Source organism: Sphingopyxis witflariensis, from assembly GCF_002205635.1.
In the GTDB taxonomy this organism is placed as follows: Bacteria; Pseudomonadota; Alphaproteobacteria; order Sphingomonadales; family Sphingomonadaceae; genus Sphingopyxis; species Sphingopyxis witflariensis.
In genome coordinates, this window is record NZ_NISJ01000005.1 from 125,356 (window position 1) to 145,844 (window position 20,489).

The window sequence follows — 20,489 nt, forward strand, 5'->3', positions numbered from 1 at the left end:
CCGTCTTCCGAGCCTCTTCCTCTCCCACGGCTCGCCTATGATGGCGCTCGAGCCCAGCCCGGCGCGGGATTTCCTCGCCGGGCTGGGTGCCCAACTACCGCGTCCCAGCGCGATCCTTATGGTTTCGGCGCATCACGACGCGGCGTATGACGGCGGACGGGCAACCGTCACCGCCTCCCCCACCCCGCCGACGATCCATGACTTCGGCGGCTTTCCCGACGAACTGTTCGCGATGCGCTATCCAGCGCCGGGCGATCCGGCGCTTGCCGAACGCGTCGTCGACCTGCTCGGCGCGCATGGCCTTCCGGTCACCGCCGATCCACATCGCGGGCTCGACCATGGCGCTTGGGTGCCGCTGTCGCTCATCTACCCACAAGCCGATGTCCCCGTCGTTCAGCTTTCAATCGCCTCCAACGCCTCGCCCGAATGGCATTATGCGCAGGGACAGGCACTAGCGCCGCTCCGCGACGAGGGCGTGCTGGTGATCGGATCGGGCAGCATCACCCATAATTTGCGCGCGCTGTTCGCGGCGCGGCTGCCGATCGACGCACCTGCGCCCGAATGGGTGACGACATTCACCGACTGGGTCGCCGAACGCATGGCGGAGGGCGTGATCGACGATGTCCTCCACGCGGTCGAACGCGCGCCGCACGGGCACGACAATCACCCGACGATGGAGCATATATTGCCGCTGTTCGTCGCCATGGGTGCCGGGGCGGGCACGGGCGGACTTCCATTCGAGTCCGAGCGCCTTCACGCCAGCATAACCTATGGCCTGCTCGCGATGGACGTTTACGCTTTCGGTGGGGAGACAGCGCGCCTATAGCGCGCCATGCTCCTTTCAGACCGTGTCCTGTTCCTCGATGGCGAGGCCCTCGTTATCGACAAACCCGCTGGCCTGCCCGTCGACGCCCCGCGCGACGGCAGCATCAGCCTCGAAAATCATCTCGATTTGCTGAAGTTCGGCTTCAAGCGGTGGCCGCTCGCGGTCCACCGGCTCGACCGCGACACTTCGGGCTGCCTGCTTCTCGCACGCAACCCCAAGGCGCACGGCCGCTTTACCCGCGCATTCGAAGCCCGTGAGGTCGAGAAGCAATATCTCGCGATCGTCGACGGCGTGGTCGAAGGCGATAGCGGCACGATCGAGCTGCCGCTCTCCAAAATATCGACCGCCGAAGAGGGCTGGCGCATGGTCGGCGACCCGAAGGGCAAGCCCTCGGTGTCGCATTGGGAAAAGCTGGCGGTCGTCGACGGCCGCAGCCTGCTGCGCTTCCGCCCCGAAACCGGCCGCACCCATCAGCTGCGCGTCCACGCGCTCGAAGGCCTTGGCTTTCCGCTCGTCGGCGATCCCGTTTACGGGCGCGGTGGCACCAAAACCCGCACGCTGCTCCACGCCGAACGGCTGGTGGTCAAACGTGACGCCAAGCCGTCGATTGTCGCCGAGGCGCCCTTCCCCGACAGCTTCATCGCGCTGGGCTTCACCGCACCCGAAGGCGCCGCGCCGACCCGTGGCTGAGATTCCCGAAAGCGCGATCAGCGAAAAATTTCTCGCCGGGACGGGACCCGGCGGCCAGAATGTCAACAAGGTCGCGACCGCGTGCCAGCTGCGCGTCAACGTCTATGCCTTGGGGCTCGACCCGGAGGCTTATCGTCGGCTGAAGACCCTCGCGGGCAGCCGGATGACGACCGAGGGCGAGCTGATCATCCTCGCGCGCCGCTATCGCACCCAGGAGGCGAACCGCGCCGACGCACGCGAACGCCTGTCCGACCTGATCGATGCCGCGCTGGTCCGCCCCGAACGACGGATCAAGACCAAGCCGAGCAAGGCCGCAAAGGCGCGCCGCGTCGACAGCAAGAAAGCGCGCAGCAGCGTGAAGGCCGGACGCGGACGGGTGCGCGGAACCGACTAGCGCGGCGATGACCAACCTCTACCGCCTTGACGCACCGGCCAGTCGGATTGCCGCGACGTTCGGCGCCGAAGCCGGTGGCGACCCCTGGACCGGCGATTATGTCGCCCCCGCCCGGCCCGCCCCGATCATCGTCAGCGACGGGCGCAGCGGATCGCGCCGCTATCTGCGCCCGAAACTATGGGGCGTCCCGCCTCCGCCGCAGGGCGACCGGCCGGTGACCTCCGTCCGCAACCTCGAAAGCCCCTTCTGGATCGGCACGCTGCGCCACGCCGAACTGCGCTGCTTGGTGCCCGCGACAGCCTTTGCGCTATGGTCGGGGCAGGCGGGAGCGAAGAAGCAGCGCTGGTTTTCGGTGCCGTCGCAGCCGGTTTTCGCCTTTGCCGGCGTCCTGCGCCAAGGCGAGGATTGGCCGTGCTTTGCCATATTGACTACCGATGCCAACCGGCTGGTCGAACATCATAACCCGAGCGCGATGCCGGTGATCCTGCACCCGGAGGACTATGCCTGCTGGCTGTCCGGCGAGTGGCGCGACGCGGTGCGGCTGGCCGCCCCCTATCCCAGCCAGTTGATGGCGGTCGGCGACACTCCGCCTGTATAGCAAAAATTCATCAAATTTCTTCACTTTGGTATAACCAACGATCCCCTAAATTCGCGCGAATCTCGATGACCACTGGGAAGAGGGACCGTGCCGGGGAATCGCACCGCCAACGTCAAGGAAGAACCGGCGAGCACACGCCGCGCCGAGCGTGCGCCGGTGACCGCGCGCGCGCGTTTTCGCGAGGCTGGCTTCAACCCGTTCGACGTCGAGCTGTTCGACCTGTCCTTCTCCGGCTTTCGCATGGTCACCTTTGCCCGGCCGCAGATCGGCAAGCATATTTGGGTGACCCTGCCCGGCCTCCAGTCCCTGGAAGCCATCGTCCGCCGCGCCGACGGCAATGCATATGGCTGCGAGTTCATCTATCCGCTCCACCCGTCGGTGGCGAAGCATCTGCAGGTCAAGCTGCGCTAGACCCTAAAGCTCCGTCATTGCGAGCGAAGCGACGCAATCCCCAGCTCTCGGCCATGTTGAGGCGATGGCTGGAGATTGCTTCGTCGCTGCGCTCCTCGCAAGGACGAAAGGGGCGGTCAGCCCCCCGGCGTTTGCGATTTCTTGAGGATATGATCCCACTCGTCGGGGCGCACGCGCCCGACCGACAGGCGCGACAGGCGGATGAGGTCCATGTCGGCGAGCTTCGGATCGGCCTTGATCGCGGCGAGTGTCACCGGATTTTCGAGCGCGCGGACGGGCGCGACGCGCACGACGACCCAGGGCGATCCTGCATCGGCGGTCGGATCGGGGAAATGTTCCTCGACGATCTTCATGATCCCCACACATTCCTTGCCGATATTGCTGTGATAAAACAGCGCCTCGTCGCCGACCTTCATCGCCATCATGTTGAGCTTGGCGCTGTGGTTGCGCACGCCGTCCCACATGCCGGTGCCCTCGCGCACCAGTTGCTCCCACGGATAGGCGTCGGGTTCGGATTTCATCAGCCAGTAGTTTTTGCTCATGCGCCCCTCTTACCGTCTGCGCCCGGTTTGAAAAGAGCGGCGCCCCTTTCCCTGCATCGCCGACCGTCCTAAATGCAGGGCCATGGACTCGCGGGCTGCGCGCCCGCTGCAAAAATGGATGACATAATGACCGCCGCCGTTCCGACCATTTCGATGTCGCTTCCTGCCGACCGCTTCGCGCGCGATTTTGGCGCCTCCTTTGAACGCTTCGGCTTCGCGATGATCACCGACCATGGCATCGACCCCGCGCTGATCGACGAGGCGTGGGACAAGGCGAAAGCCTTTTTCGCCCTGCCCGAAGATCAGAAGCGCGCCTATCATATCCCCGGCGGCGGCGGCGCGCGCGGCTACACCCCGTTCGGCACCGAAATCGCCAAGGGCGCAAAGGAAGTCGACCTCAAGGAATTCTGGCACGTCGGCCGCGACCTGCCCGCCGGACACCGCCTCGCCGCGCAACAGCCGAACAATGTCTGGCCCGCCGAGGTCGAAGGGTTCCGTACCGCCTATGACAAGCTCTTCGCCGAATTCGACCGCGTCGGCGGGCGTTTGCTGTCGGGCATCGCAACCTATCTCGGCCTCGCCCCCGATTTCTTCGACGACACGATCGCCGACGGCAACAGCGTGATGCGTCTGCTCCACTATCCGCCCGTCGAAGCCCCCGCCAAGGGCATCCGCGCCGAGGCGCATGAGGATATCAATACGATCACCCTGCTGCTCGGCGCCGAAGAGGCGGGGCTCGAAATTCTCGACAAGGATGGCAGCTGGCTGCCGGTCAGCCCCCCCGCGGGCGCGATGGCGGTCAATGTCGGCGACATGCTGCAACGACTGACCAACAACAAGCTGCCCTCGACCACCCACCGGGTTCGCAACCCCGACGCGGGGCGAGCGAGCGTCGCGCGTTACTCGATGCCTTTCTTCCTTCACTTCCGCTCGGATTATCCGATCGAGACGCTCGAAAGCTGTATCGATGCGGCGCACCCGAATCTGTATCCGGCGCCGATTACGGCGGATGAATATCTGCAGCAGCGGCTGCGCGAGATCGGGCTGATAAAGTAAGCGGCTAGAGCCGCTATTGAACGTCGGCAGACGCTTCCGGAGTCAGAAACCCGTATTTGCAGACCGGGCTGCTATCCCCGGCAAGGCAATCGGACCAGCGAAACAGCTTTTCGATCTTGATGACAGGCCCGACACTGCCGCCTCCGCCCATGCCGATATATGTCTCGCCGGAAACTGTGCCAACGATCGTGACATTGGTGGAATCGTGGACAAGCTCCGGGTCGTAGGAACCAGTCGCACAGGCTTCGAAGCTTTGATAGGTCGGGTCGAGTGTCCAGCGCGGCTCGCCATAATCGCCGCTCAGGGCATACAGGATCGTCAAGCACGCCCCATTGTCCGATCGCGACATATGATGCACGCTGCCAGCCCAGCGAACGCGCTTGCCAATATGCCGTTCGCCGACCGCCTGATCAGGCGTTAGCGGGACGACCGCGATCCTTTGCAGCATCTCGATTTCCTGCGCCGGAGTGGGCGCCGGCGTGGGATCTTCGACCGCCGTTTGGCTTCCCTTCTGCTCAGACGCGGCCATGGGCTGGGCGCAAGCGAGCAGAACCGGGCCGCAGCAAAGCGCACCGATCATCTTTCGGCGGATCGGCTGGATCAGACCGTTTGTCATTTCACGCTACCGCCCATCCCAATAATCATAAGCCAATTGTTGCTGCTCCCTGATAAACCGCGCCGCCGCCGCGCCCTCCCACGGGCCGTCATAGCCGAGCAGCAACGCGGTGCCGCCAACCCACCAGCCCTGCCCCGGCAGGCGGTCGCTCTCGCGCACCACGAGCACCGCAAGGTCAGGCTCGCCGTCCATCGCGCAGAGGCGGTCGACCTCGCCCAGCGTCTTGCACACCGCGCGCATCTTGGGCCGGGTGAAACGGAAACCCAGGTCGCCGAGCAGTTCGGAGTAGCTGACGCTGCGCCCCTCGCGCGCCGCCTCGATCAATATCGCACGGATGCGCGGTGCGTCGCCGAGGGCGCTGACGTCCGCCGGGACCGGCGCATCGCCCATGCCCTCGTCGCGCGGCATCGCTAGGCTTCCCGCCCTTCGTCGCTGCCGACGATATCGTCGATCGAACGCGCCGTGCGTTCGGGATATTTGGCCGTGCAATTTTTATAGACGTCGAACACCTTCATCATGTCGGCGCGAAAGTCGCCGGTCGGCCAGATCATATGGCCCAACCCGCCGGTCTTCTTGCCATAATCCATGAAGCCGACAACGATCGGCACCTTTGCCGCCATTGCAATCTGATAGAAGCCGGTGCGCCATTTCTGTGCCTTGCCGCGCGTCCCCTCGGGCGCGACGGTCAGCATGAATTCGCTGCGGCGCGCAAATTCATCGACCATCTGCTGCACCATATTGCCGCCGCCGCGCTGGTCGACCGGAACGCCGCCCATCTGTTTCATAAAGCGCGCGAGCGGCCATTTGAACAGCGACAGCTTGCCCATGAAATGCGCGCGAATACCAAGATCGGCGGTCAGGCCAAGGAAGTTGACGAAGTCCCAATTGCTGGTGTGCGGCGCCGCGATGATGATGAAGCGCCGCGGTTCGGGCACAACCCCCACGACTTTCCAGCCGCGCAGGCGGTACATCAAAAGCAGGAGCCCGCGCACCGCCCGCGCAACCGGCCCCGGCGGATCATCGTCGACACGCGCCACAAAATCTCCCCTTCCAGACCTGCCGATTGCGCGAAACTACGCCGGTTCGCAAGGGGCGGCGATCACCGCTTGCGGCGCGGAGTGCTTTCTGCTCCTTTCGCTTTGAAAATGGGGAGGCTTTCGTGATGAAAAAATTGTCCGCGCTGCTGACGTCAACGATGCTGCTGGCGGTTCCTGCGATCGCGGCCGAGACGCAACCGCGCCCCGATCAGCTGGCCTTTCGCGATCTTTACCGCGAACTCGTCGAAACTAACACAACGCTGTCGTCGGGCAGTTGCACACTGGCGGCCGAACGCATGGCGGCGCGGTTGAAGGCGGCGGGCTTGCCCGACAGTCAGCTCACCCTGTTCGCCACCCCCGAGAACCCGAAGGAGGGCGGTCTCGTCGCCGTCTATCCCGGCACATCAAAGTCCGCGAAACCGATCCTGCTCGTCGCGCATATCGACGTCGTCGAGGCGAAGCGCGAGGATTGGGAACGCGACCCGTTCAAGATGGTCGAGGAAAATGGCTATTTCTATGGCCGCGGCACCGCCGATGACAAGGCGCAGGCGGCGGTGTGGGTCGACACGCTGATCCGGTTTCACAAGGAGGGCTATAAGCCCAAGCGCACGGTCAAGATCGCGTTGACCTGCGGCGAGGAGACCAATGGCGCGTTCAACGGGGTCGAATGGCTCGCCGCGAACAAGCGCGATTTGATCGACGCCGAATTCGCGCTCAACGAAGGCGGCGGCGGCGACAGCGACGGCAAGGGCCATGTCATCGGCCAGTCGGTGCAGGTCGGTGAAAAGACCTTCGCCAATTTCCGCCTCGAAACCCGCAATCCGGGCGGCCACAGCTCGGCGCCGGTCCCCGCCAATGCAATCTATCAGCTGTCACGCGCGCTCACCAAAGTCGGTGAATATGATTTTCCGGTCGAGATGACCGACACGACGCGGCGCTTCTTTGCCGAAGCCGGCGCGGCGCGCGGCGACGCGACAGGCAAGGCGATGATCGCCTTGTCGAAGAATCTGGCCGACAAGGACGCAGAGGCGGTCGTCAACAAGGACCCGTTCCTACACAGCAATTTGCGGACGACCTGCGTGGCGACCTTGCTCGACGGCGGCCACGCCGCCAACGCGCTGCCGCAGCGCGCCGGCGCCAATATCAACTGCCGCATCTTTCCCGGCCACAGCATCGAATCGATCAAGGACGAGCTCGCCAAGGTCATCGACGATACCGGGGTCACCATCACGCAGTTGCCACCAAAGCGCCCCGCCCCGCCCGCGCCGCCGCTCGATCCGAAAATCATCGGGCCGATGCAGAAGCTGGTCGACACATATTGGCCGGGGCTGAAGGTCATCCCGTCGATGGCCAATGGCTATACCGACGCGACCTTCCTCGGCGCGGTGGGCATCCCGACCTATGGCATCCCCGGCATGTGGGGCGATTCGGACGGCAATGGCGCGCACGGCCTCAACGAACGCATGGAAGTGCGTTCGGTCTATGTCGGGCGCGACTATATGTTCGACCTGGTGAAGGCTTACGCCGACAAGCCCTGACTCCATCGTCATTGCGAGCGAAGCGAAGCAATCTCCAGCCCTCAGCCGTGCGCAAGGTTGCCCACTGGGGATTGCCGCGTCGCCTCCGGCTCCTCGCAATGACGAGGTTTATTACCCCACAAAGGCCCGCTCGATGACGAAGTCACCCGGCGCGGCGTTGGAGCCTTCCTTGAAGCCCAATGCCTCGAAGCGCGCCTCGAGGTCGCGGATCATGGCCATGCTGCCGCACATCATGATGCGGTCCATGGTGGGGTCGAACTGCGTCGGCCCCGTCAGCGGGTGACCGAACAGTGAGCCATTTTCGATCAGCGCATCGATGCGGCCCGATGTGCGGAAGGGCTGGCGCGTCACCGTCGGCAGGTAATGGAATTGCAGCAGCGCCTGATCCTGGACCAGCGGATCGCCGGCAAGCTGGCTTTCCAGTTCGTCGCGGAAGGCAAGATCGCTGACCTGCCGCACGCAATGGACGAGCTGGATCTGGCTGAAGCGGTCATAAATATCGGGATCGCGCACCAGGCTGAGGAAGGGCGCGAGGCCGGTGCCGGTCGACAGCAGGAACAACCGCTTGCCCGGCAGCAGCGCGTCGGCGACCAATGTGCCGGTCGGCTTGCGACCGAGATAGACCGGATCGCCGGGCTGGATTTTCTGAAGCCGCGAGGTCAGCGGGCCATCGGGCACTTTGATCGACAGAAATTCCAGCTCGTCGGAATAGGCGGGGCTGGCGATCGAATAGGCGCGAAGCAGCGGGCGCCCCTCGCCCGGCAGGCCGATCATGACAAATTCGCCCGAGCGGAAACGGAAGGACGGCGGCCGGGTGATCGTGAAACTGAACAAATGTTCGTTCCAATGGCGCACCGAGCGCACTTCCTCGACGGTCAACGACGCGGAGGGAGCCAATTTGGCTGCGGCAGCGATACGGTCGCTCATCTATTTCAGCTTTCTTCATGTTGCATGGTGTCGGCGGACAGATCGAATCACGCCGAATGTCGCAAGGACAGGGCGGCCCATATCGAATCGCGACGCCTTTATCTCTTATTGCAAATCATTTGCAATAAACTTATTCTTGGGCATCGCCTAGTTTCAGCGCGGGCGCACAGGCGCCAATCGCAACAGCCCCTTTGCCTTGGCGCTCCAGCCTTGCTATCGCGCGGCGACCATGGCGAACACGACCGACGATCCCGACAATAGCGCTCCCGATTCTGGCCCAGTCCCCGGCATGGTCGACACGCCGTTCGGCAGCGCGCTGTCCGAACGCTATCTCGTCTATGCACTGTCGACGATCACCGCGCGTTCGCTGCCCGATTTGCGCGACGGGTTGAAGCCCGTCCACCGCCGCCTTTTGTGGGCGATGCGCGCAATGCGACTCGATCCGAGCCAGGGCTACAAGAAATCGGCACGCGTCGTCGGCGACGTCATCGGTAAATTCCATCCGCACGGCGACACCGCAGTCTATGACGCGATGGTCCGCCTCGCGCAGGATTTCTCGCTCCGCTACCCGCTCGTCGACGGCCAGGGCAATTTCGGCAATATCGACGGCGATAATGCCGCCGCCTATCGCTACACCGAAGCGCGGCTGACGCGCGTCGCCGTTGACCTGATGCAGGGGCTCGACGAGGGCACGGTCGATTTCCGTCCGACCTATAATGGCGAGGATGAAGAGCCCGAAATCATGCCGGGCCTGTTCCCCAACCTGCTCGCCAATGGTGCGAGCGGGATCGCGGTGGGCATGGCGACGAACATTCCGCCGCATAATGCCGCCGAGGTGATCGGCGCCGCGCTGCTGCTGATCGAAAAGCCCGATGCCGAGCTTCCCGAACTGCTTGAGCATGTCAAAGGCCCCGATTTCCCGACCGGCGGAATCGTCGTCGACAGTCCCGAAACGATCGCCCACGCCTATCAGACCGGGCGCGGCGGCTTTCGTGTCCGCGCACGTTTTTCAACCGGCAAACAGGATGGCGTCTGGGAAGACAGCGGCATCGAGAAACAGGCGGGCGGCACCTGGCAGATCGTCATCAGCGAAATTCCCTATGGCGTCGCCAAGGGCAAGCTGATCGAACAGATTGCCCAGCTGATCGCCGACAAGAAACTGCCGATCCTCGAGGATGTTCGCGACGAGAGCGCCGAGGATCTGCGCATCGTGATCGTGCCCAAGAGCCGCAACGTCGACCCCGATATTTTGAAGGAAAGCCTCTATCGGCTGACCGACCTCGAAAGCCGCTTCGCGCTCAACCTCAACGTCCTCGACGCGACGCGCACGCCCAAGGTGATGGGGCTGCATCAGCTGCTCACCGAATGGCTGCAGCACCAGATCATCGTCCTCGTCCGCCGCGCCGAGCATCGCATCGCCAAGATCGACGACCGGCTGGAACTGGTCGCGGGTTACATCATCGCATTTCTGAACCTCGACCGGATCATCGAGATCATCCGCACCGAGGACGAACCCAAGCCGGTGATGATCGCCGAATTCATCCTGACCGACCGTCAGGCCGAAGCGATATTGAACATGCGCCTGCGCAGTTTGCGCAAGCTCGAGGAAATGGAGCTGAAGCGCGAACAGGCTGCGCTGGCCGCCGAACGCGAAGAGCTGGCGAAGCTCGTCGAGAGCCCGACACGGCAGCGCACGCGGCTGCGCAAGGACCTCGAAAAACTGCGCACCGTCTATGGCCTCGAGACGCTGCTCGGCGCCCGCCGCACGACGATTTCCGAAGCCGCACCGGCGCGCGATATTCCGCTCGACGCGATGATCGAGAAGGAACCGGTGACGGTGATCCTGTCGAAGCGCGGCTGGATTCGCGCCCAGCGCGGCCATGTTACCCCCGATCAGTGGGCCGAGTTCAAATTCAAGGAAGGCGATGAACTGCTGTTCGCGGCGCACGCCCAGACCACCGAAAAATTGCTCATCGCGGCGAACGACGGCCGCTTCTTCACCATCGGCTGCGACAAGCTGCCCGGTGGACGCGGCTTTGGCGAGCCGCTGCGCCTGATGGTCGATATCGACCCCGAGGCGCGAATCGTCGCGATGACCCCGGCGAGCGCCGACGGCCGCCTGTTGCTTGCCTCGACCAGCGGGCATGGCTTCGTCGTCCAGATGAGCGAAGTCATCGCCGAGACGCGCAAGGGCCGCAACGTCGTCAATCTGAAGCCCAAGGCGCAATTGGCGATCGTGCGTCCGATCGCGACAACCGACGACAGCGTCGCGGTGGTCGGTGAGAATCGCAAGCTCGTCGTTTTCCCGATCGCCGAGGTGCCGGTGATGGCGCGCGGCCAGGGCGTGATGCTGCAACGCTATCGCGACGGCGGCTTGTCCGACGCGATCAGCTTTGCCTTTGCCGAGGGATTGAGCTGGGCGATGGGCGGCGACACCGGCCGCACACGCACCGAAACCGACCTGATGCCGTGGCGTGTCGCGCGCGGTGCTGCGGGCCGAATGCCCCCCACCGGCTTCCCACGCAACAACCGCTTCGGCTGATCCTATTTTCATGTAGCCGTAAATAGCTTGTTTACTTGAGCGGCATAGGCTCTTGCCAATGGGGAAAGGTCGCGCAACACCCGCTATTATGCCTATTGATAGAACCGGTGAAGACCGGCCCTTGCTGTTTGTCGGCTGGATCGACGCTCTGCCGGTTCCGGCGGCGCTCATCCGTCCGCTGACCCGCGGCAATTTTCGTCTTCATGCCAGCAACACCGCATTCGACCGATTGAAGCTGTCGCCCGCCGGGGCCGACGCTCCGATCGAATTGCTGCGCGCAATCGAACGCGCGGAACAATATCCCGACCTTTCCCAGGAATTCTCCTGCCAGCTCGGCGAAGGCGTCGCGGCGCGCGACCTGCGCGGGTCGATCGGACCGTTGCCGACCGAAACCGGCGACGACGGACTGTTCCTGCTGACCCTGATCGACCGCACCCAGGAAATGATGACCGAGCGCAACCTGCGCCGCGAACTCGTGTCGGACAGCCTGACCGGCCTGCCCAATCGCGCCGGATTCGCCGAACTGGTCGAACATCGCGCGCCGGGCGATGGCCCCGCCGATCATGCAATCCTGCTGCTCGACCTCGCGCGGTTCAGCCGCATCAACGAACATATCGGCCCCATGGCGGGCGACGAGCTGATCATCACCGTTGCACGGCGGCTGAAATCGAGCCTGCGCAGCGGCGACATATTGGCGCGCACGGGCGGCGACGAATTTGCGATTTCATCACGCGTTGCGGGCGGAAGAGCCGATGTCCGCGAAATGGCGCGGCGCATCCGCGGATGCTTCGATCACCCCTTTCGCATTGGCGAATTGAAAGTCAGCGTCGATTGCGCGCTTGGCTGTGCGATTCAGCCCGCAATTGACACCGCTATCGGAGACCAGATTCGTCATGCGCAGATCGCGCTCAAACGCGCGAAGCAGACCGACCGGATCGAAATTTACGAACCCGAGGCCGCGATCCTTTCGGACAATCGCTTCGGGCTTGAAACCGCGCTGCGCAACGCGATCGAAGAAGATCGGCTCCGTCTGGCCTTTCAGCCGCTGATCGAGCTGGCATCGGGCCGCGTCGCCGGCTTCGAGGCGCTCGCCCGCTGGGACCATGATGACGGCCACGCCGTCTCTCCCACCGAGTTCATCCCGATCGCCGAGGATTCGGGCCTGATCGTCCCGCTCGGCCAATGGGCAATCGCCAAGGCGGCGTCAGTAATCGCCGACTGGGACCGCCAGAATGGCGGAGAGCCGGTCGATTGCTATTTTTCGGTCAATGTCTCGGCCATCCAGCTCATTCGCGACGATATCGCCGCGGTGGTGCGCAATGCGCTCGCCGACAATGGTATCGGCGGCGAGCGGCTGATGATCGAACTGACGGAAAGCGCAATCATCGGTGACCCCGACCTGGCCATGTCGGTGCTCAGCGAGTTGAAGACGCTCGATACCCGCGTCGCGATGGACGATTTCGGCACCGGCTATTCGAACCTCGCCTATTTGCAGCGCCTGCCGCTCGACGTGCTCAAGATCGACCGCAGCTTCGTCGAACATATGGTCGAGGACCGTGACAAGGTCGCCATTGTCCGCACGATCCAGAGTCTCGCCGAAGTGCTGGGGATGAAGACGACCGCCGAGGGTGTCGAGACCGCCGATCAGGCACGGCTGCTATCTGCGCTCGGATGCGATTTCGGTCAGGGTTTCCTGTTCGCGCGGCCGATGGATAGCGCCGCCGCGCTTCAATATTGGCGTCAGTCGCTGGTGCGGCCGATCATCTGATCGGCAAGCTCTGCCGCGCGCGCAGCACCGGGGAAGTCCTCCGCCACCCACGCCGCCTCGACCGCCTTCAGGATGCGCGCAACATCGGGCCCGACCGTCACGCCGCGCGCGACGATGTCGCCGCCCTTCAGCGGCAGCGCCGGCACCTCCCACCCGTCGAGCGCGTCAACGGCAGCCCGCGCCGACGCCCGATCGCCGGAAAGCAGGCGAATATCGCGCGCGCCATCGGTCCCGATCGCATGGGCAAGTTGCCGCGCCGGGCGCACGATATCGCTGCGATGCCGGGCGATGGCAGCCAGATGCTTTTTCTGCCGCGTCGAAAGCCGCAACCGGCTCGCCACCTGTTCGGCGATGGCCGGATCGGCGGGAAGCAGCGCCGACAGGCGACGCAGCGATGCGGGCTCCACTGCGGTTTCGGTTTCATTCGCGAGCAGCCGGTCGAAGACGGCGGCGAAATCCGCGTCCAGTTCGGGCAACAGCACCTCGAAAATGCCATCAGTCGCCATCTGACCAACGATCGCGCGCGGATCGGGCAGCGCCAAAATTTTGAGCAGCTCATCCGCGATGCGTTCGCGCGACAGGCTTTTTAGCGACTGGCGGGCCGCGATCACCGCGTCATGGCTGACCGCATCGAGCTCACCGCGTCCGAAGCGCGCAGCGAAACGATAGAAGCGCAGGATACGCAGATGATCCTCGGCGATCCGCGTTGCAGCATCACCGATAAAGGCGACGCGTCCGGCAGCAAGGTCGGCGAGGCCGCCGAACCAATCATCGACCGCGCCTGTTTCAGGGTCCGCATAAAGCGCGTTGATCGTGAAGTCGCGCCGCGCCGCATCCTCACGCCAATCATCGGCGAAGGCGACCGTCGCGCGCCGTCCGTCGGTTTCGACGTCGCGGCGCAGCGTCGTGATTTCATGATGGTCGCCGCTGGCGATCGCGGTGACGGTGCCATGTGCGATGCCGGTCGGGATGACCTTTATGTCGGCCGCAGTCAGCCGCCGCATCACCTCATCGGGGAGCAGCGGGGTCGCCATATCGATGTCGCTCACAGCAAGGCCGAGTAGCGTGTCGCGCACCGCGCCGCCGACGATCTTCACCGTATCACCATCAGCGGAGAGCGCGGCAACGATCCGGCGCAGCCCCGGACGGGTGCGCCATTCGGCGTTCGGAAGTACCGTCACCGGTGCCAACCCGCCGGCATCCGCCGCGCCAGATTGATGATGATTCCCGCCGTCACGCCCCAAATCCGTCGCCCCTGCCATTCCATGTCGTAATAATGCCGGTCATGGCCCTGAAAATGGGCATGTTGCTGCACATAATTTCCGGGATCGAAGAGAACGTCGAGCGGCACCTCGAACCAGTCTTCGACCTCGTCGGGGTTGGGATCGAGCGGCAGGTCGGGCGGAATGACCCCCAATACCGGGGTGATGTGATAGCCGCTGCCAGAACGATAGGGTTCGGTCGCGCCCGCGATCATCACGTCGCGGCGGTTCAGCCCTATCTCCTCTTCGGCCTCGCGCAGCGCCGCATCGACGGCGTCCCGGTCGCCGGGGTCAATCTTGCCGCCGGGAAAGGCGACCTGTCCCGCATGGCTGCGCAGCCATTGCGGGCGCTGGGTCAGGATGACGCCAGGCTCGGGGCGATCGGTGAAGGCGATCAACACCGCCGCATCGCGCAGCGCGCTGACGCCATCGGACAGATAAGCCTCATCCTCGCCGACATCCGGGAGCAGATTGCCCAGCGCGGCGCGCAATTTTTCCGACAGCATCAGATGTCCACCAGCGGAAAGCAGGTGCCGTTCGACCAGATGACGGGCGGATCGCGCCCCTCGGCGAGCGCGAGATCGACAATCTCATAATAGAGCGCGCGATCGATCCGCGCCTCCAGCCCGTTGCCGATCGCGCCGCGCACATGGAGGCGCGGGTCGGGATGGTCGGGATCGCCGCCGAAGCTCAGCGGATGACCGGCGCCCGCGATGACCAGATCGTCGGTGTCGAGGCGGAAGACCAGCTGGCGTGCGGCGCCTTCGCCCTCGCTCTTCATCTCGACCGCACGAAAAGCGGTATCCTCGACCGCAATGCGCAGCCTTTCCGCGGGCGTGACGAGGACATGGCCGCCGTCGGGTTCGCGGCGCAATATCGTCGAGAAGAGTTTGACCATCGCCGGGCGGTTGATGCGGCCGCCCTCATGATACCAGCTGCCGTCGGCGCGAATCTCCATGGCGCTGTCTCCGTCACGTTCGGGATGCCACGCATCGACCGGCGGCAACTTGCGGGCCGCAAGCAATTCGGCGGCCTCGGCGAGCGACAGTTGCGAAAAATCTTTTGGGAGCGATGGGGCGGGGCTGACCATCCGTCCGACATAGGCGGACAGGCGCGCGGTGCAACCCCCGCGCGGATCAGCGCGGCCCGATCATCCCGGCCGCCATCGGCAGGACATGACCGTTCACCGCGCGCGCGAGCAGGCGGTGGCGCTCGAACGGCCCGGGCAAATCCCACTCGCCCGTCGCATCGGCGTCGAAACCGAAGAAGCGGCCATAATATTCGGGGTCGCCGATCATCATCAGCGCGCCGTCGGCGCCAGCTTCCGCCGCCTCCAGCATATGCGCCATCAGCGCGCGGCCATGCCCACCGCGCTGGACATCGGGACGCACCGCAACCGGGCCGACCATGACGAGCGGCGTGACTATGCCATCAGCCGACCGATGGACGACCGGCCAGCACTGGATCGTGCCGATCAGCAGGCCGTCCTCGACCAACGCGAAGCTCAAGTCCGGCACCGCCGCGCTTCCTTCGCGCAGGCGATAGGCGGTGCGGCCGAAACGATCGGCACCAAAAGCCGCATCGAGCAAATCCTCGACCGCCTGCATATCTATCTCTGCCAATGGAAGTAACTCGACCAACGCGCACCCTTTCGCTAATGCGGCGGCGCTTTAGGGTCCGGCGTCGGTATTGCAAAGCCGAATGTCACCCCCGTTCGACAGGATGATCGCGTGACCGACATATTGTGGCTGGAAGTGGACGGGCTGACCGTCCAGGTGCTGACCGGCATTTACTCCGAAGAAACCCATTTGCCGCAGCCGCTGCGTATCTCGGTGCGCGCGAAGCTGGCGATGGCCGATCATTATGATCCGACCACGCCGCTCAGCGCGTCGAAAAATTATATGCACCTGAAATTCGCGGCGACCGACGGTATTCCGAAGGACGTGCATTTCGTGCTGATCGAAAGCGTCGCCGACCATATCATCGACACGCTGTTTCTGCAGGACGACAAGGTCGAAGAGGTCGAGGTGAAGATCGTCAAGCTGGCGATCGCCGAGGAAGGCGAACAGATCGGCATCACGATGCGGCGCGCACGAAAATGACGCAAAAGCTGGCGCTGGTCACGGGCGGCCTGCACCGCGTCGGCGCCGCGATTGCGGCGCGGCTCGCGCACGAAGGCTATGCGCTGGCGCTGCACAAACGAACCGCGGCAGAGGCCGATCCGATACTCGCCGAAGCGCTCGCAGCGACGGGCGCGCAGAGCCATCGCTTCGCGGCCGACCTGTCCGATCCCGCGCAGGTCGATGCACTGATCCCCGCGGTGGTCGACAAATTCGGCCGCGCGCCCGACTTGCTCGTCAACAATGCGGCGCTGTTCGGTGAAGGAGAGTGGACCGACCTGTCAGCGGACGCGCTCGCGGCGATGATGCAGGTCAATCATCATGCGCCGGTGATGCTTGCCAAGGCACTGGTCGCGGCGAGCAGCGCGACGAGCCGCCCCGCAATCGTCAATATCGTCGACCAGCGCGTCGCGCAGCCGGTGCCCGACCAGATCGCCTACAGCCTGTCGAAATCGGCACTGTGGCAGGCGACGCGGACGCTGGCGGTGGCGTTCGGCGACAAGGCCCGCGTCAATGCGGTTGCCCCCGGGCTGACCATCGCGACCGATGACTATAGCGCAGCGCAGGTCGAACGGCTGGCGGCGCGGATGCCGCTCGGCGCGCTGCCGACCCCGGCACAGATTGCCGACGCCGTCGTCTATCTTGCCCGCGCCGAGGCGGTGACGGGGCAGACGATCTTCGTCGACGGCGGCGCGCATCTCGCGCCGATGGCACGCGATTTTGTGGCGCTGGATCGGGATTAATCCTTATCCTCCCTGTCGCGCAGCGATGGGGAGGTGGCAGTCCGAAGGGCTGACGGAGGGGCTTTGGCGCTAAGTTGCGGCCCCTCCACCACCGCCTGCGGCGGCGGTCCCCCTCCCCATGCCTGCGGCACAGGGAGGATCATTCGCATCAGTAAATATGCACCGCCTTGGTCACCAGATAACCCTCCAGCCCCTCAGGCCCGCTTTCGCTGCCGAAACCTGATTCCTTGATCCCGCCGAACGGCGCGTCGAGGGCCGAGATGACGAAACTGTTGATCCCGACCATCCCGCTTTCGATGCCGTCGGCGATGCGGTTGATACGGCGGCCATTTTCGGTGAAGGCGAAGGCGGCGAGGCCATAGGGGAGCCGGTTCGCCTGCTCCAATGCCTCTTCTTCGGTCCCGAACGGGCGGATCAACGCCATTGGGCCAAAGGGTTCATTGTTCATCGCATCGGCGTCGAGCGGCACGTCGGCGATCGCCGTCGGCTGGAAGAAATAACCGCCGTCGCCCGCCTCACCGCCCGCGATCACGCGCGCGCCCTTGGCCTTCGCGTCGGCGACCATCGCTTCGAGCGCGGGGACGCGCCGCGCATTGGCGAGCGGGCCCATTTGGGTGTCGGCGTCGAGGCCGTTGCCGATCTTCACCTTTGCGGTCCGCTCGGCAAAACCCTTCACAAAGGCGTCGTAGATGCCCTGCTGAACATAGAAGCGCGTGGGCGAGATGCACACCTGCCCGGCGTTGCGGAACTTCTGCCACACGACCTTGTCGAGCGTGGCTTCAAGGTCGCAATCGTCGAAGATCAGCACCGGGGCATGGCCGCCGAGTTCCATCGTGATCCGCTTCACACCATCGGCGGCGAGCTTCATCAGATGCTTGCCGACCGCGGTCGATCCGGTGAAGCTGACCTTGCGGATTACCGGGCTCGCCAACAGATGGCGGCTGATCATGTCAGGGTCGCCATAGACGAGCTGGACGGCATCGCCCGGCACGCCCGCATCGACGATGCAACGCATGATCGCGCTGGTGCAGCCCGGGGTTTCCTCGGGCGCCTTCGCGATCACGACGCAACCCGCGGCGAGCGCGGGGGCAATTTTCTTGACCATCAGATTGACCGGGAAATTCCACGGGCTGAAACCCGCGACCGGACCGACGGGCTGTTTGAGCACCATCGCACGCTGCCCGGCCGGACGCTGGAGCACGCGGCCATCGATGCGTTTGCCCTGTTCGGCGAAATAGTCGAACAACCCCGCAGCCGACAACACCTCGCCGCGCGCCTCGGCGATCGGCTTGCCCTGTTCGAGGGTCAGCAGCGTCGCGATATGGTCGGCGCGTTCGCGAATCAGCCCTGCAACCTTGTGCATCAGCGCGGCGCGTTCGTCGGGGGTCTTGGCGCGCCATGCAGGCCAGCCGCGGTCCGCCGCCGCAAGCGCTTCGTCGAGGTCGGCCGCGGTCGCCACCGGCAGCTCGGCGATCGTTCCCGCGGTCGCGGGGTTGTAGACCGGCCGCCCCTCGCGCCCCTCGCCGCTCCGCCATGCTCCGGCGATGAAGAGTTGCAGGTCGGCGTCGTAGGTCGCGGTCATGGAGGATCCTTTCAAGCTTCGTCATTGCGAGCGAAGCGAAGCAATCCAGGGCGGTTTACGCGGACTCTGGATTGCCGCGTCGCTTCGCTCCTCGCAATGACGAAACGCGATATAGGGTCCGTTCAGCGATAGTTGAAGCTGATACTAATCCGTTCGCCCTTGCCGCTGTGCGGCATCACTTCGTGGCGGAGCCAGCTTTCCCACAGAAAGACACGGCCCGCGGCGGGTTCGGCATAGACGAAGGGCAGCAGGCTTTCGGGCGCATCGTCGGTGCGGCCGGGTGCCGCCATCAGCATGGCGAGCCGCGGATCCTCGAGTTTCAGCGCGCCCGATCCGGGCGGGACGGCGACATAAAAGGTTCCCGACACGATGCTGTGCGGATGGATATGCCCGCTGTGCGTGCCGCCGGGTTTCATGACATTGACCCACAGGCTGTCGAGCTTGAGCGGCTTGGCGAGGTCGAAATGGCACGCCTTGGCAAAGGCCTTCGCTTCCTTGTCGAGCAGGCGCTTCAGATCGTAAAACGCCGGGTCGCGTTCGGGCAGGTCGCCGAGACTGGCGTAGCTCGTATAGCCTTTATAGCCATGCTCGCGGCTCCAGCGGCGCCCCGCGCCATCCTCTTCGGCGAACAGGTGGCAACTTGCCTCCAGTTCCTCAAGCAAGTCGGGCGAGCCAATATCGGCTTCGTAGAAATTTGTGGCGAAGAGCGTGCGAACGGGCATGATGGCCGCAAAGCACAGCAAGTGCGCAAGAGCAAGGAATAGACGCCCCCATTCGTCATGCCGGACTTGATCCGGCATCCATTCCCACCGCCGCGGCCCGATGGACCCCGGACAAGTCCGGGGTGACGAAGGACAAAACGGAAAGCGAACGCCTCAGAACTCAAGACATTCAACGAAAAGGGAGAGAAAATGGCCGAGTTTGAATTGATCGCCGACGGATTGCGTTTCCCTGAGGCACCGGTGGTGATGGACGACGGCAGCGTCATTCTCGTCGAGATTGAGGCGGGGCGGATCACGCGCTGCTGGCCCGGCGGAAAGAAAGAGGTGATCGCGAGCCCCGGCGGCGGCCCCAACGGCCTCGCCTTCGGTCCCGATGGCAAGCTCTACTGCTGCAACAATGGCGGCTTTCACTATGTCGAATCGAACGGCTATCTGGCACCGCATGGCATCGCGCAGGATTATTCGGGCGGGCGGATCGAACGGATCGACATCGAAACCGGCAACGTGGAAATCCTCTACAAATCCGGCGACCATGGCGTAACCTTGCGCGGCCCCAACGACATCGCCTTCGACAGCCACGGCGGCTTCTGGTTCACCGACAATGGCAAGATCGATTATGCTGCGCGCGCCCACGATATTGTCGGCATCTTCTATGCCAAGGCCGACGGCAGCTTCATCGAGGAAGTGGTTTTCCCGTCGAACAATCCCAATGGTGTCGGCCTGTCGCCCGACGGCAGCACGCTTTATGCCGCCGAAACCTATACCTGCCGCCTGATGAAGTTCAACATCACCGCGCCCGGCAAGGTAGCGCCCGACGCCGGACCCGGCGGCCCCGGCATCCCGCTTTACCGTCCCGCGGGCTATAAATTCTTCGACAGCCTCGCGATGGAGGCATCGGGCAATATCTGCGTCGCGACGATCGGCGAATGCGGGATCAGTGTCGTGTCGCCCGCAGGCGAACTTGTTGAATTTATTGCAACCGACGATATTTTCACCACCAACATCGCCTTTGGTGGCTCCGACCGGCAAGATGCCTATATCACTCTGTCGGGCACCGGTCGGCTGGTGAAGACGCGCTGGGCGCGGCCGGGGCTGCAACTGCAATATTGAGGGAA

At 64.2% G+C, this 20,489-nt stretch carries 23 protein-coding genes; 12 read left to right on the forward strand and 11 right to left on the reverse strand.

Annotation, left to right across the window (positions count from 1 at the left end; all coding sequences use genetic code 11):
• Window positions 1–37 precede the first annotated feature (37 nt).
• From CDQ91_RS11085 to CDQ91_RS11105, 5 genes are all read left to right on the forward strand, one after another.
• The gene (locus CDQ91_RS11085; protein WP_237245946.1) at window positions 38–826 is read left to right on the forward strand and encodes a DODA-type extradiol aromatic ring-opening family dioxygenase; all 789 of its coding nucleotides are present in this window, start codon (window positions 38–40) and stop codon (window positions 824–826) included.
• A gap of 6 nt (window positions 827–832) precedes the next feature.
• Window positions 833–1,516: an RluA family pseudouridine synthase gene (locus tag CDQ91_RS11090; protein WP_088472797.1), complete on the forward strand. Its 684-nt coding sequence runs from the start codon at window positions 833–835 to the stop codon at window positions 1,514–1,516.
• Window positions 1,509–1,910, forward strand: coding sequence for an alternative ribosome rescue aminoacyl-tRNA hydrolase ArfB (gene arfB, locus CDQ91_RS11095; protein ID WP_088472798.1), 402 nt, complete (start codon window positions 1,509–1,511; stop codon window positions 1,908–1,910). The genes CDQ91_RS11090 and arfB overlap by 8 nt, the downstream gene beginning before the upstream one ends.
• 7 nt (window positions 1,911–1,917) lie before the next feature.
• Complete coding sequence (locus tag CDQ91_RS11100; RefSeq protein ID WP_088472799.1) at window positions 1,918–2,508, forward strand: SOS response-associated peptidase family protein; 591 nt, start codon at window positions 1,918–1,920, stop codon at window positions 2,506–2,508.
• Between the two features lie 87 nt (window positions 2,509–2,595).
• The gene (locus tag CDQ91_RS11105) at window positions 2,596–2,919 is read left to right on the forward strand and encodes a PilZ domain-containing protein (protein ID WP_158213664.1); all 324 of its coding nucleotides are present in this window, start codon (window positions 2,596–2,598) and stop codon (window positions 2,917–2,919) included.
• 116 nt (window positions 2,920–3,035) lie between these two features.
• Here CDQ91_RS11105 and CDQ91_RS11110 read toward each other — a convergent pair whose 3' ends face one another.
• Entirely contained in the window at window positions 3,036–3,461 is a 426-nt protein-coding gene (locus tag CDQ91_RS11110; RefSeq protein ID WP_088472801.1) for an EVE domain-containing protein, read from the reverse strand.
• Window positions 3,462–3,587: 126 nt separating this feature from the next.
• Between CDQ91_RS11110 and CDQ91_RS11115 the strand changes: the two genes are divergently transcribed.
• Window positions 3,588–4,517, forward strand: coding sequence for an isopenicillin N synthase family dioxygenase (locus CDQ91_RS11115; protein WP_088472946.1), 930 nt, complete (start codon window positions 3,588–3,590; stop codon window positions 4,515–4,517).
• A 13-nt stretch (window positions 4,518–4,530) separates the two neighbouring features.
• Here the strand turns inward: CDQ91_RS11115 and CDQ91_RS11120 are convergent, their stop codons facing one another.
• From CDQ91_RS11120 to CDQ91_RS11130, 3 genes are read right to left on the reverse strand one after another with little or no spacing between them, the layout of a single operon-like run.
• Entirely contained in the window at window positions 4,531–5,097 is a 567-nt protein-coding gene (locus tag CDQ91_RS11120) for a Slp family lipoprotein (RefSeq protein ID WP_158213665.1), read from the reverse strand.
• Window positions 5,098–5,139: 42 nt separating this feature from the next.
• A complete protein-coding gene (locus CDQ91_RS11125; RefSeq protein WP_088472803.1) occupies window positions 5,140–5,541 on the reverse strand; it encodes a ribose-phosphate pyrophosphokinase in 402 nt (133 codons plus the stop codon).
• 2 nt (window positions 5,542–5,543) lie between these two features.
• Complete coding sequence (locus CDQ91_RS11130; RefSeq protein WP_088472804.1) at window positions 5,544–6,170, reverse strand: lysophospholipid acyltransferase family protein; 627 nt, start codon at window positions 6,168–6,170, stop codon at window positions 5,544–5,546.
• A gap of 125 nt (window positions 6,171–6,295) precedes the next feature.
• Here CDQ91_RS11130 and CDQ91_RS11135 point away from each other — a divergent pair, with 125 nt between their 5' ends.
• Window positions 6,296–7,708, forward strand: coding sequence for a M20/M25/M40 family metallo-hydrolase (locus CDQ91_RS11135; protein WP_088472805.1), 1,413 nt, complete (start codon window positions 6,296–6,298; stop codon window positions 7,706–7,708).
• 111 nt (window positions 7,709–7,819) lie between these two features.
• Here the strand turns inward: CDQ91_RS11135 and CDQ91_RS11140 are convergent, their stop codons facing one another.
• Window positions 7,820–8,635 (reverse strand): ferredoxin--NADP reductase, encoded by an 816-nt coding sequence (locus CDQ91_RS11140; RefSeq protein WP_088472806.1) that lies wholly within the window; start codon window positions 8,633–8,635, stop codon window positions 7,820–7,822.
• Between the two features lie 229 nt (window positions 8,636–8,864).
• On the opposite strand from CDQ91_RS11140, the gene parC reads away from it, so the two are divergent.
• Both parC and CDQ91_RS11150 read left to right on the forward strand, forming a co-directional pair.
• Window positions 8,865–11,177, forward strand: coding sequence for a DNA topoisomerase IV subunit A (gene parC / locus CDQ91_RS11145; RefSeq protein ID WP_088472947.1), 2,313 nt, complete (start codon window positions 8,865–8,867; stop codon window positions 11,175–11,177).
• Window positions 11,178–11,265: 88 nt separating this feature from the next.
• A complete protein-coding gene (locus CDQ91_RS11150; RefSeq protein WP_237245947.1) occupies window positions 11,266–12,945 on the forward strand; it encodes a putative bifunctional diguanylate cyclase/phosphodiesterase in 1,680 nt (559 codons plus the stop codon).
• Here the strand turns inward: CDQ91_RS11150 and CDQ91_RS11155 are convergent.
• Genes CDQ91_RS11155 through CDQ91_RS11170 form a run of 4 tightly spaced genes read right to left on the reverse strand, consistent with a single transcriptional unit; the run spans window position 12,918 to window position 15,847 of the window.
• Window positions 12,918–14,126, reverse strand: coding sequence for a CCA tRNA nucleotidyltransferase (locus tag CDQ91_RS11155; RefSeq protein WP_237245948.1), 1,209 nt, complete (start codon window positions 14,124–14,126; stop codon window positions 12,918–12,920). The genes CDQ91_RS11150 and CDQ91_RS11155 overlap by 28 nt on opposite strands.
• Window positions 14,123–14,713, reverse strand: coding sequence for a CoA pyrophosphatase (locus tag CDQ91_RS11160; RefSeq protein WP_174688499.1), 591 nt, complete (start codon window positions 14,711–14,713; stop codon window positions 14,123–14,125). Before CDQ91_RS11160 ends, CDQ91_RS11155 begins: the two co-directional genes overlap by 4 nt.
• Complete coding sequence (locus tag CDQ91_RS11165; protein ID WP_088472810.1) at window positions 14,713–15,297, reverse strand: DUF1285 domain-containing protein; 585 nt, start codon at window positions 15,295–15,297, stop codon at window positions 14,713–14,715. Before CDQ91_RS11165 ends, CDQ91_RS11160 begins: the two co-directional genes overlap by 1 nt.
• 46 nt (window positions 15,298–15,343) lie before the next feature.
• Window positions 15,344–15,847 (reverse strand): GNAT family N-acetyltransferase, encoded by a 504-nt coding sequence (locus tag CDQ91_RS11170; protein WP_088472811.1) that lies wholly within the window; start codon window positions 15,845–15,847, stop codon window positions 15,344–15,346.
• A gap of 90 nt (window positions 15,848–15,937) precedes the next feature.
• Here CDQ91_RS11170 and CDQ91_RS11175 point away from each other — a divergent pair, with 90 nt between their 5' ends.
• Both CDQ91_RS11175 and CDQ91_RS11180 read left to right on the forward strand, forming a co-directional pair.
• On the forward strand, window positions 15,938–16,309 hold the full coding sequence (locus CDQ91_RS11175) for a dihydroneopterin aldolase (protein ID WP_088472812.1): 372 nt from the start codon (window positions 15,938–15,940) through the stop codon (window positions 16,307–16,309).
• Window positions 16,306–17,070: an SDR family oxidoreductase gene (locus tag CDQ91_RS11180; protein ID WP_088472813.1), complete on the forward strand. Its 765-nt coding sequence runs from the start codon at window positions 16,306–16,308 to the stop codon at window positions 17,068–17,070. Before CDQ91_RS11175 ends, CDQ91_RS11180 begins: the two co-directional genes overlap by 4 nt.
• A gap of 148 nt (window positions 17,071–17,218) precedes the next feature.
• On the opposite strand, the gene CDQ91_RS11185 is transcribed toward CDQ91_RS11180, so the two are convergent.
• Window positions 17,219–18,652 (reverse strand): NAD-dependent succinate-semialdehyde dehydrogenase, encoded by a 1,434-nt coding sequence (locus CDQ91_RS11185; protein WP_088472814.1) that lies wholly within the window; start codon window positions 18,650–18,652, stop codon window positions 17,219–17,221.
• 122 nt (window positions 18,653–18,774) lie between these two features.
• Window positions 18,775–19,374, reverse strand: coding sequence for a TIGR02466 family protein (locus CDQ91_RS11190; protein WP_088472948.1), 600 nt, complete (start codon window positions 19,372–19,374; stop codon window positions 18,775–18,777).
• 189 nt (window positions 19,375–19,563) lie between these two features.
• Here CDQ91_RS11190 and CDQ91_RS11195 point away from each other — a divergent pair, with 189 nt between their 5' ends.
• On the forward strand, window positions 19,564–20,484 hold the full coding sequence (locus CDQ91_RS11195) for an SMP-30/gluconolactonase/LRE family protein (RefSeq protein WP_088472815.1): 921 nt from the start codon (window positions 19,564–19,566) through the stop codon (window positions 20,482–20,484).
• Window positions 20,485–20,489 lie beyond the last annotated feature (5 nt).

Coding starts and splice junctions, on each gene's coding strand:
- CDQ91_RS11085 (WP_237245946.1), top strand. CDS start 38: ATGATGGCGCTCGAGCCCAGCCCGGCGCGGGATTTCCTCGCCGGGCTG.
- CDQ91_RS11090 (WP_088472797.1), top strand. CDS start 833: ATGCTCCTTTCAGACCGTGTCCTGTTCCTCGATGGCGAGGCCCTCGTT.
- CDQ91_RS11100 (WP_088472799.1), top strand. CDS start 1,918: ATGACCAACCTCTACCGCCTTGACGCACCGGCCAGTCGGATTGCCGCG.
- CDQ91_RS11110 (WP_088472801.1), bottom strand. CDS start 3,461: ATGAGCAAAAACTACTGGCTGATGAAATCCGAACCCGACGCCTATCCG.
- CDQ91_RS11115 (WP_088472946.1), top strand. CDS start 3,588: ATGACCGCCGCCGTTCCGACCATTTCGATGTCGCTTCCTGCCGACCGC.
- CDQ91_RS11120 (WP_158213665.1), bottom strand. CDS start 5,097: ATGATCGGTGCGCTTTGCTGCGGCCCGGTTCTGCTCGCTTGCGCCCAG.
- CDQ91_RS11125 (WP_088472803.1), bottom strand. CDS start 5,541: ATGCCGCGCGACGAGGGCATGGGCGATGCGCCGGTCCCGGCGGACGTC.
- CDQ91_RS11135 (WP_088472805.1), top strand. CDS start 6,296: ATGAAAAAATTGTCCGCGCTGCTGACGTCAACGATGCTGCTGGCGGTT.
- CDQ91_RS11140 (WP_088472806.1), bottom strand. CDS start 8,635: ATGAGCGACCGTATCGCTGCCGCAGCCAAATTGGCTCCCTCCGCGTCG.
- parC (WP_088472947.1), top strand. CDS start 8,865: ATGGCGAACACGACCGACGATCCCGACAATAGCGCTCCCGATTCTGGC.
- CDQ91_RS11150 (WP_237245947.1), top strand. CDS start 11,266: ATGCCTATTGATAGAACCGGTGAAGACCGGCCCTTGCTGTTTGTCGGC.
- CDQ91_RS11160 (WP_174688499.1), bottom strand. CDS start 14,713: ATGCTGTCGGAAAAATTGCGCGCCGCGCTGGGCAATCTGCTCCCGGAT.
- CDQ91_RS11165 (WP_088472810.1), bottom strand. CDS start 15,297: ATGGTCAGCCCCGCCCCATCGCTCCCAAAAGATTTTTCGCAACTGTCG.
- CDQ91_RS11180 (WP_088472813.1), top strand. CDS start 16,306: ATGACGCAAAAGCTGGCGCTGGTCACGGGCGGCCTGCACCGCGTCGGC.
- CDQ91_RS11185 (WP_088472814.1), bottom strand. CDS start 18,652: ATGACCGCGACCTACGACGCCGACCTGCAACTCTTCATCGCCGGAGCA.
- CDQ91_RS11190 (WP_088472948.1), bottom strand. CDS start 19,374: ATGCCCGTTCGCACGCTCTTCGCCACAAATTTCTACGAAGCCGATATT.
- CDQ91_RS11195 (WP_088472815.1), top strand. CDS start 19,564: ATGGCCGAGTTTGAATTGATCGCCGACGGATTGCGTTTCCCTGAGGCA.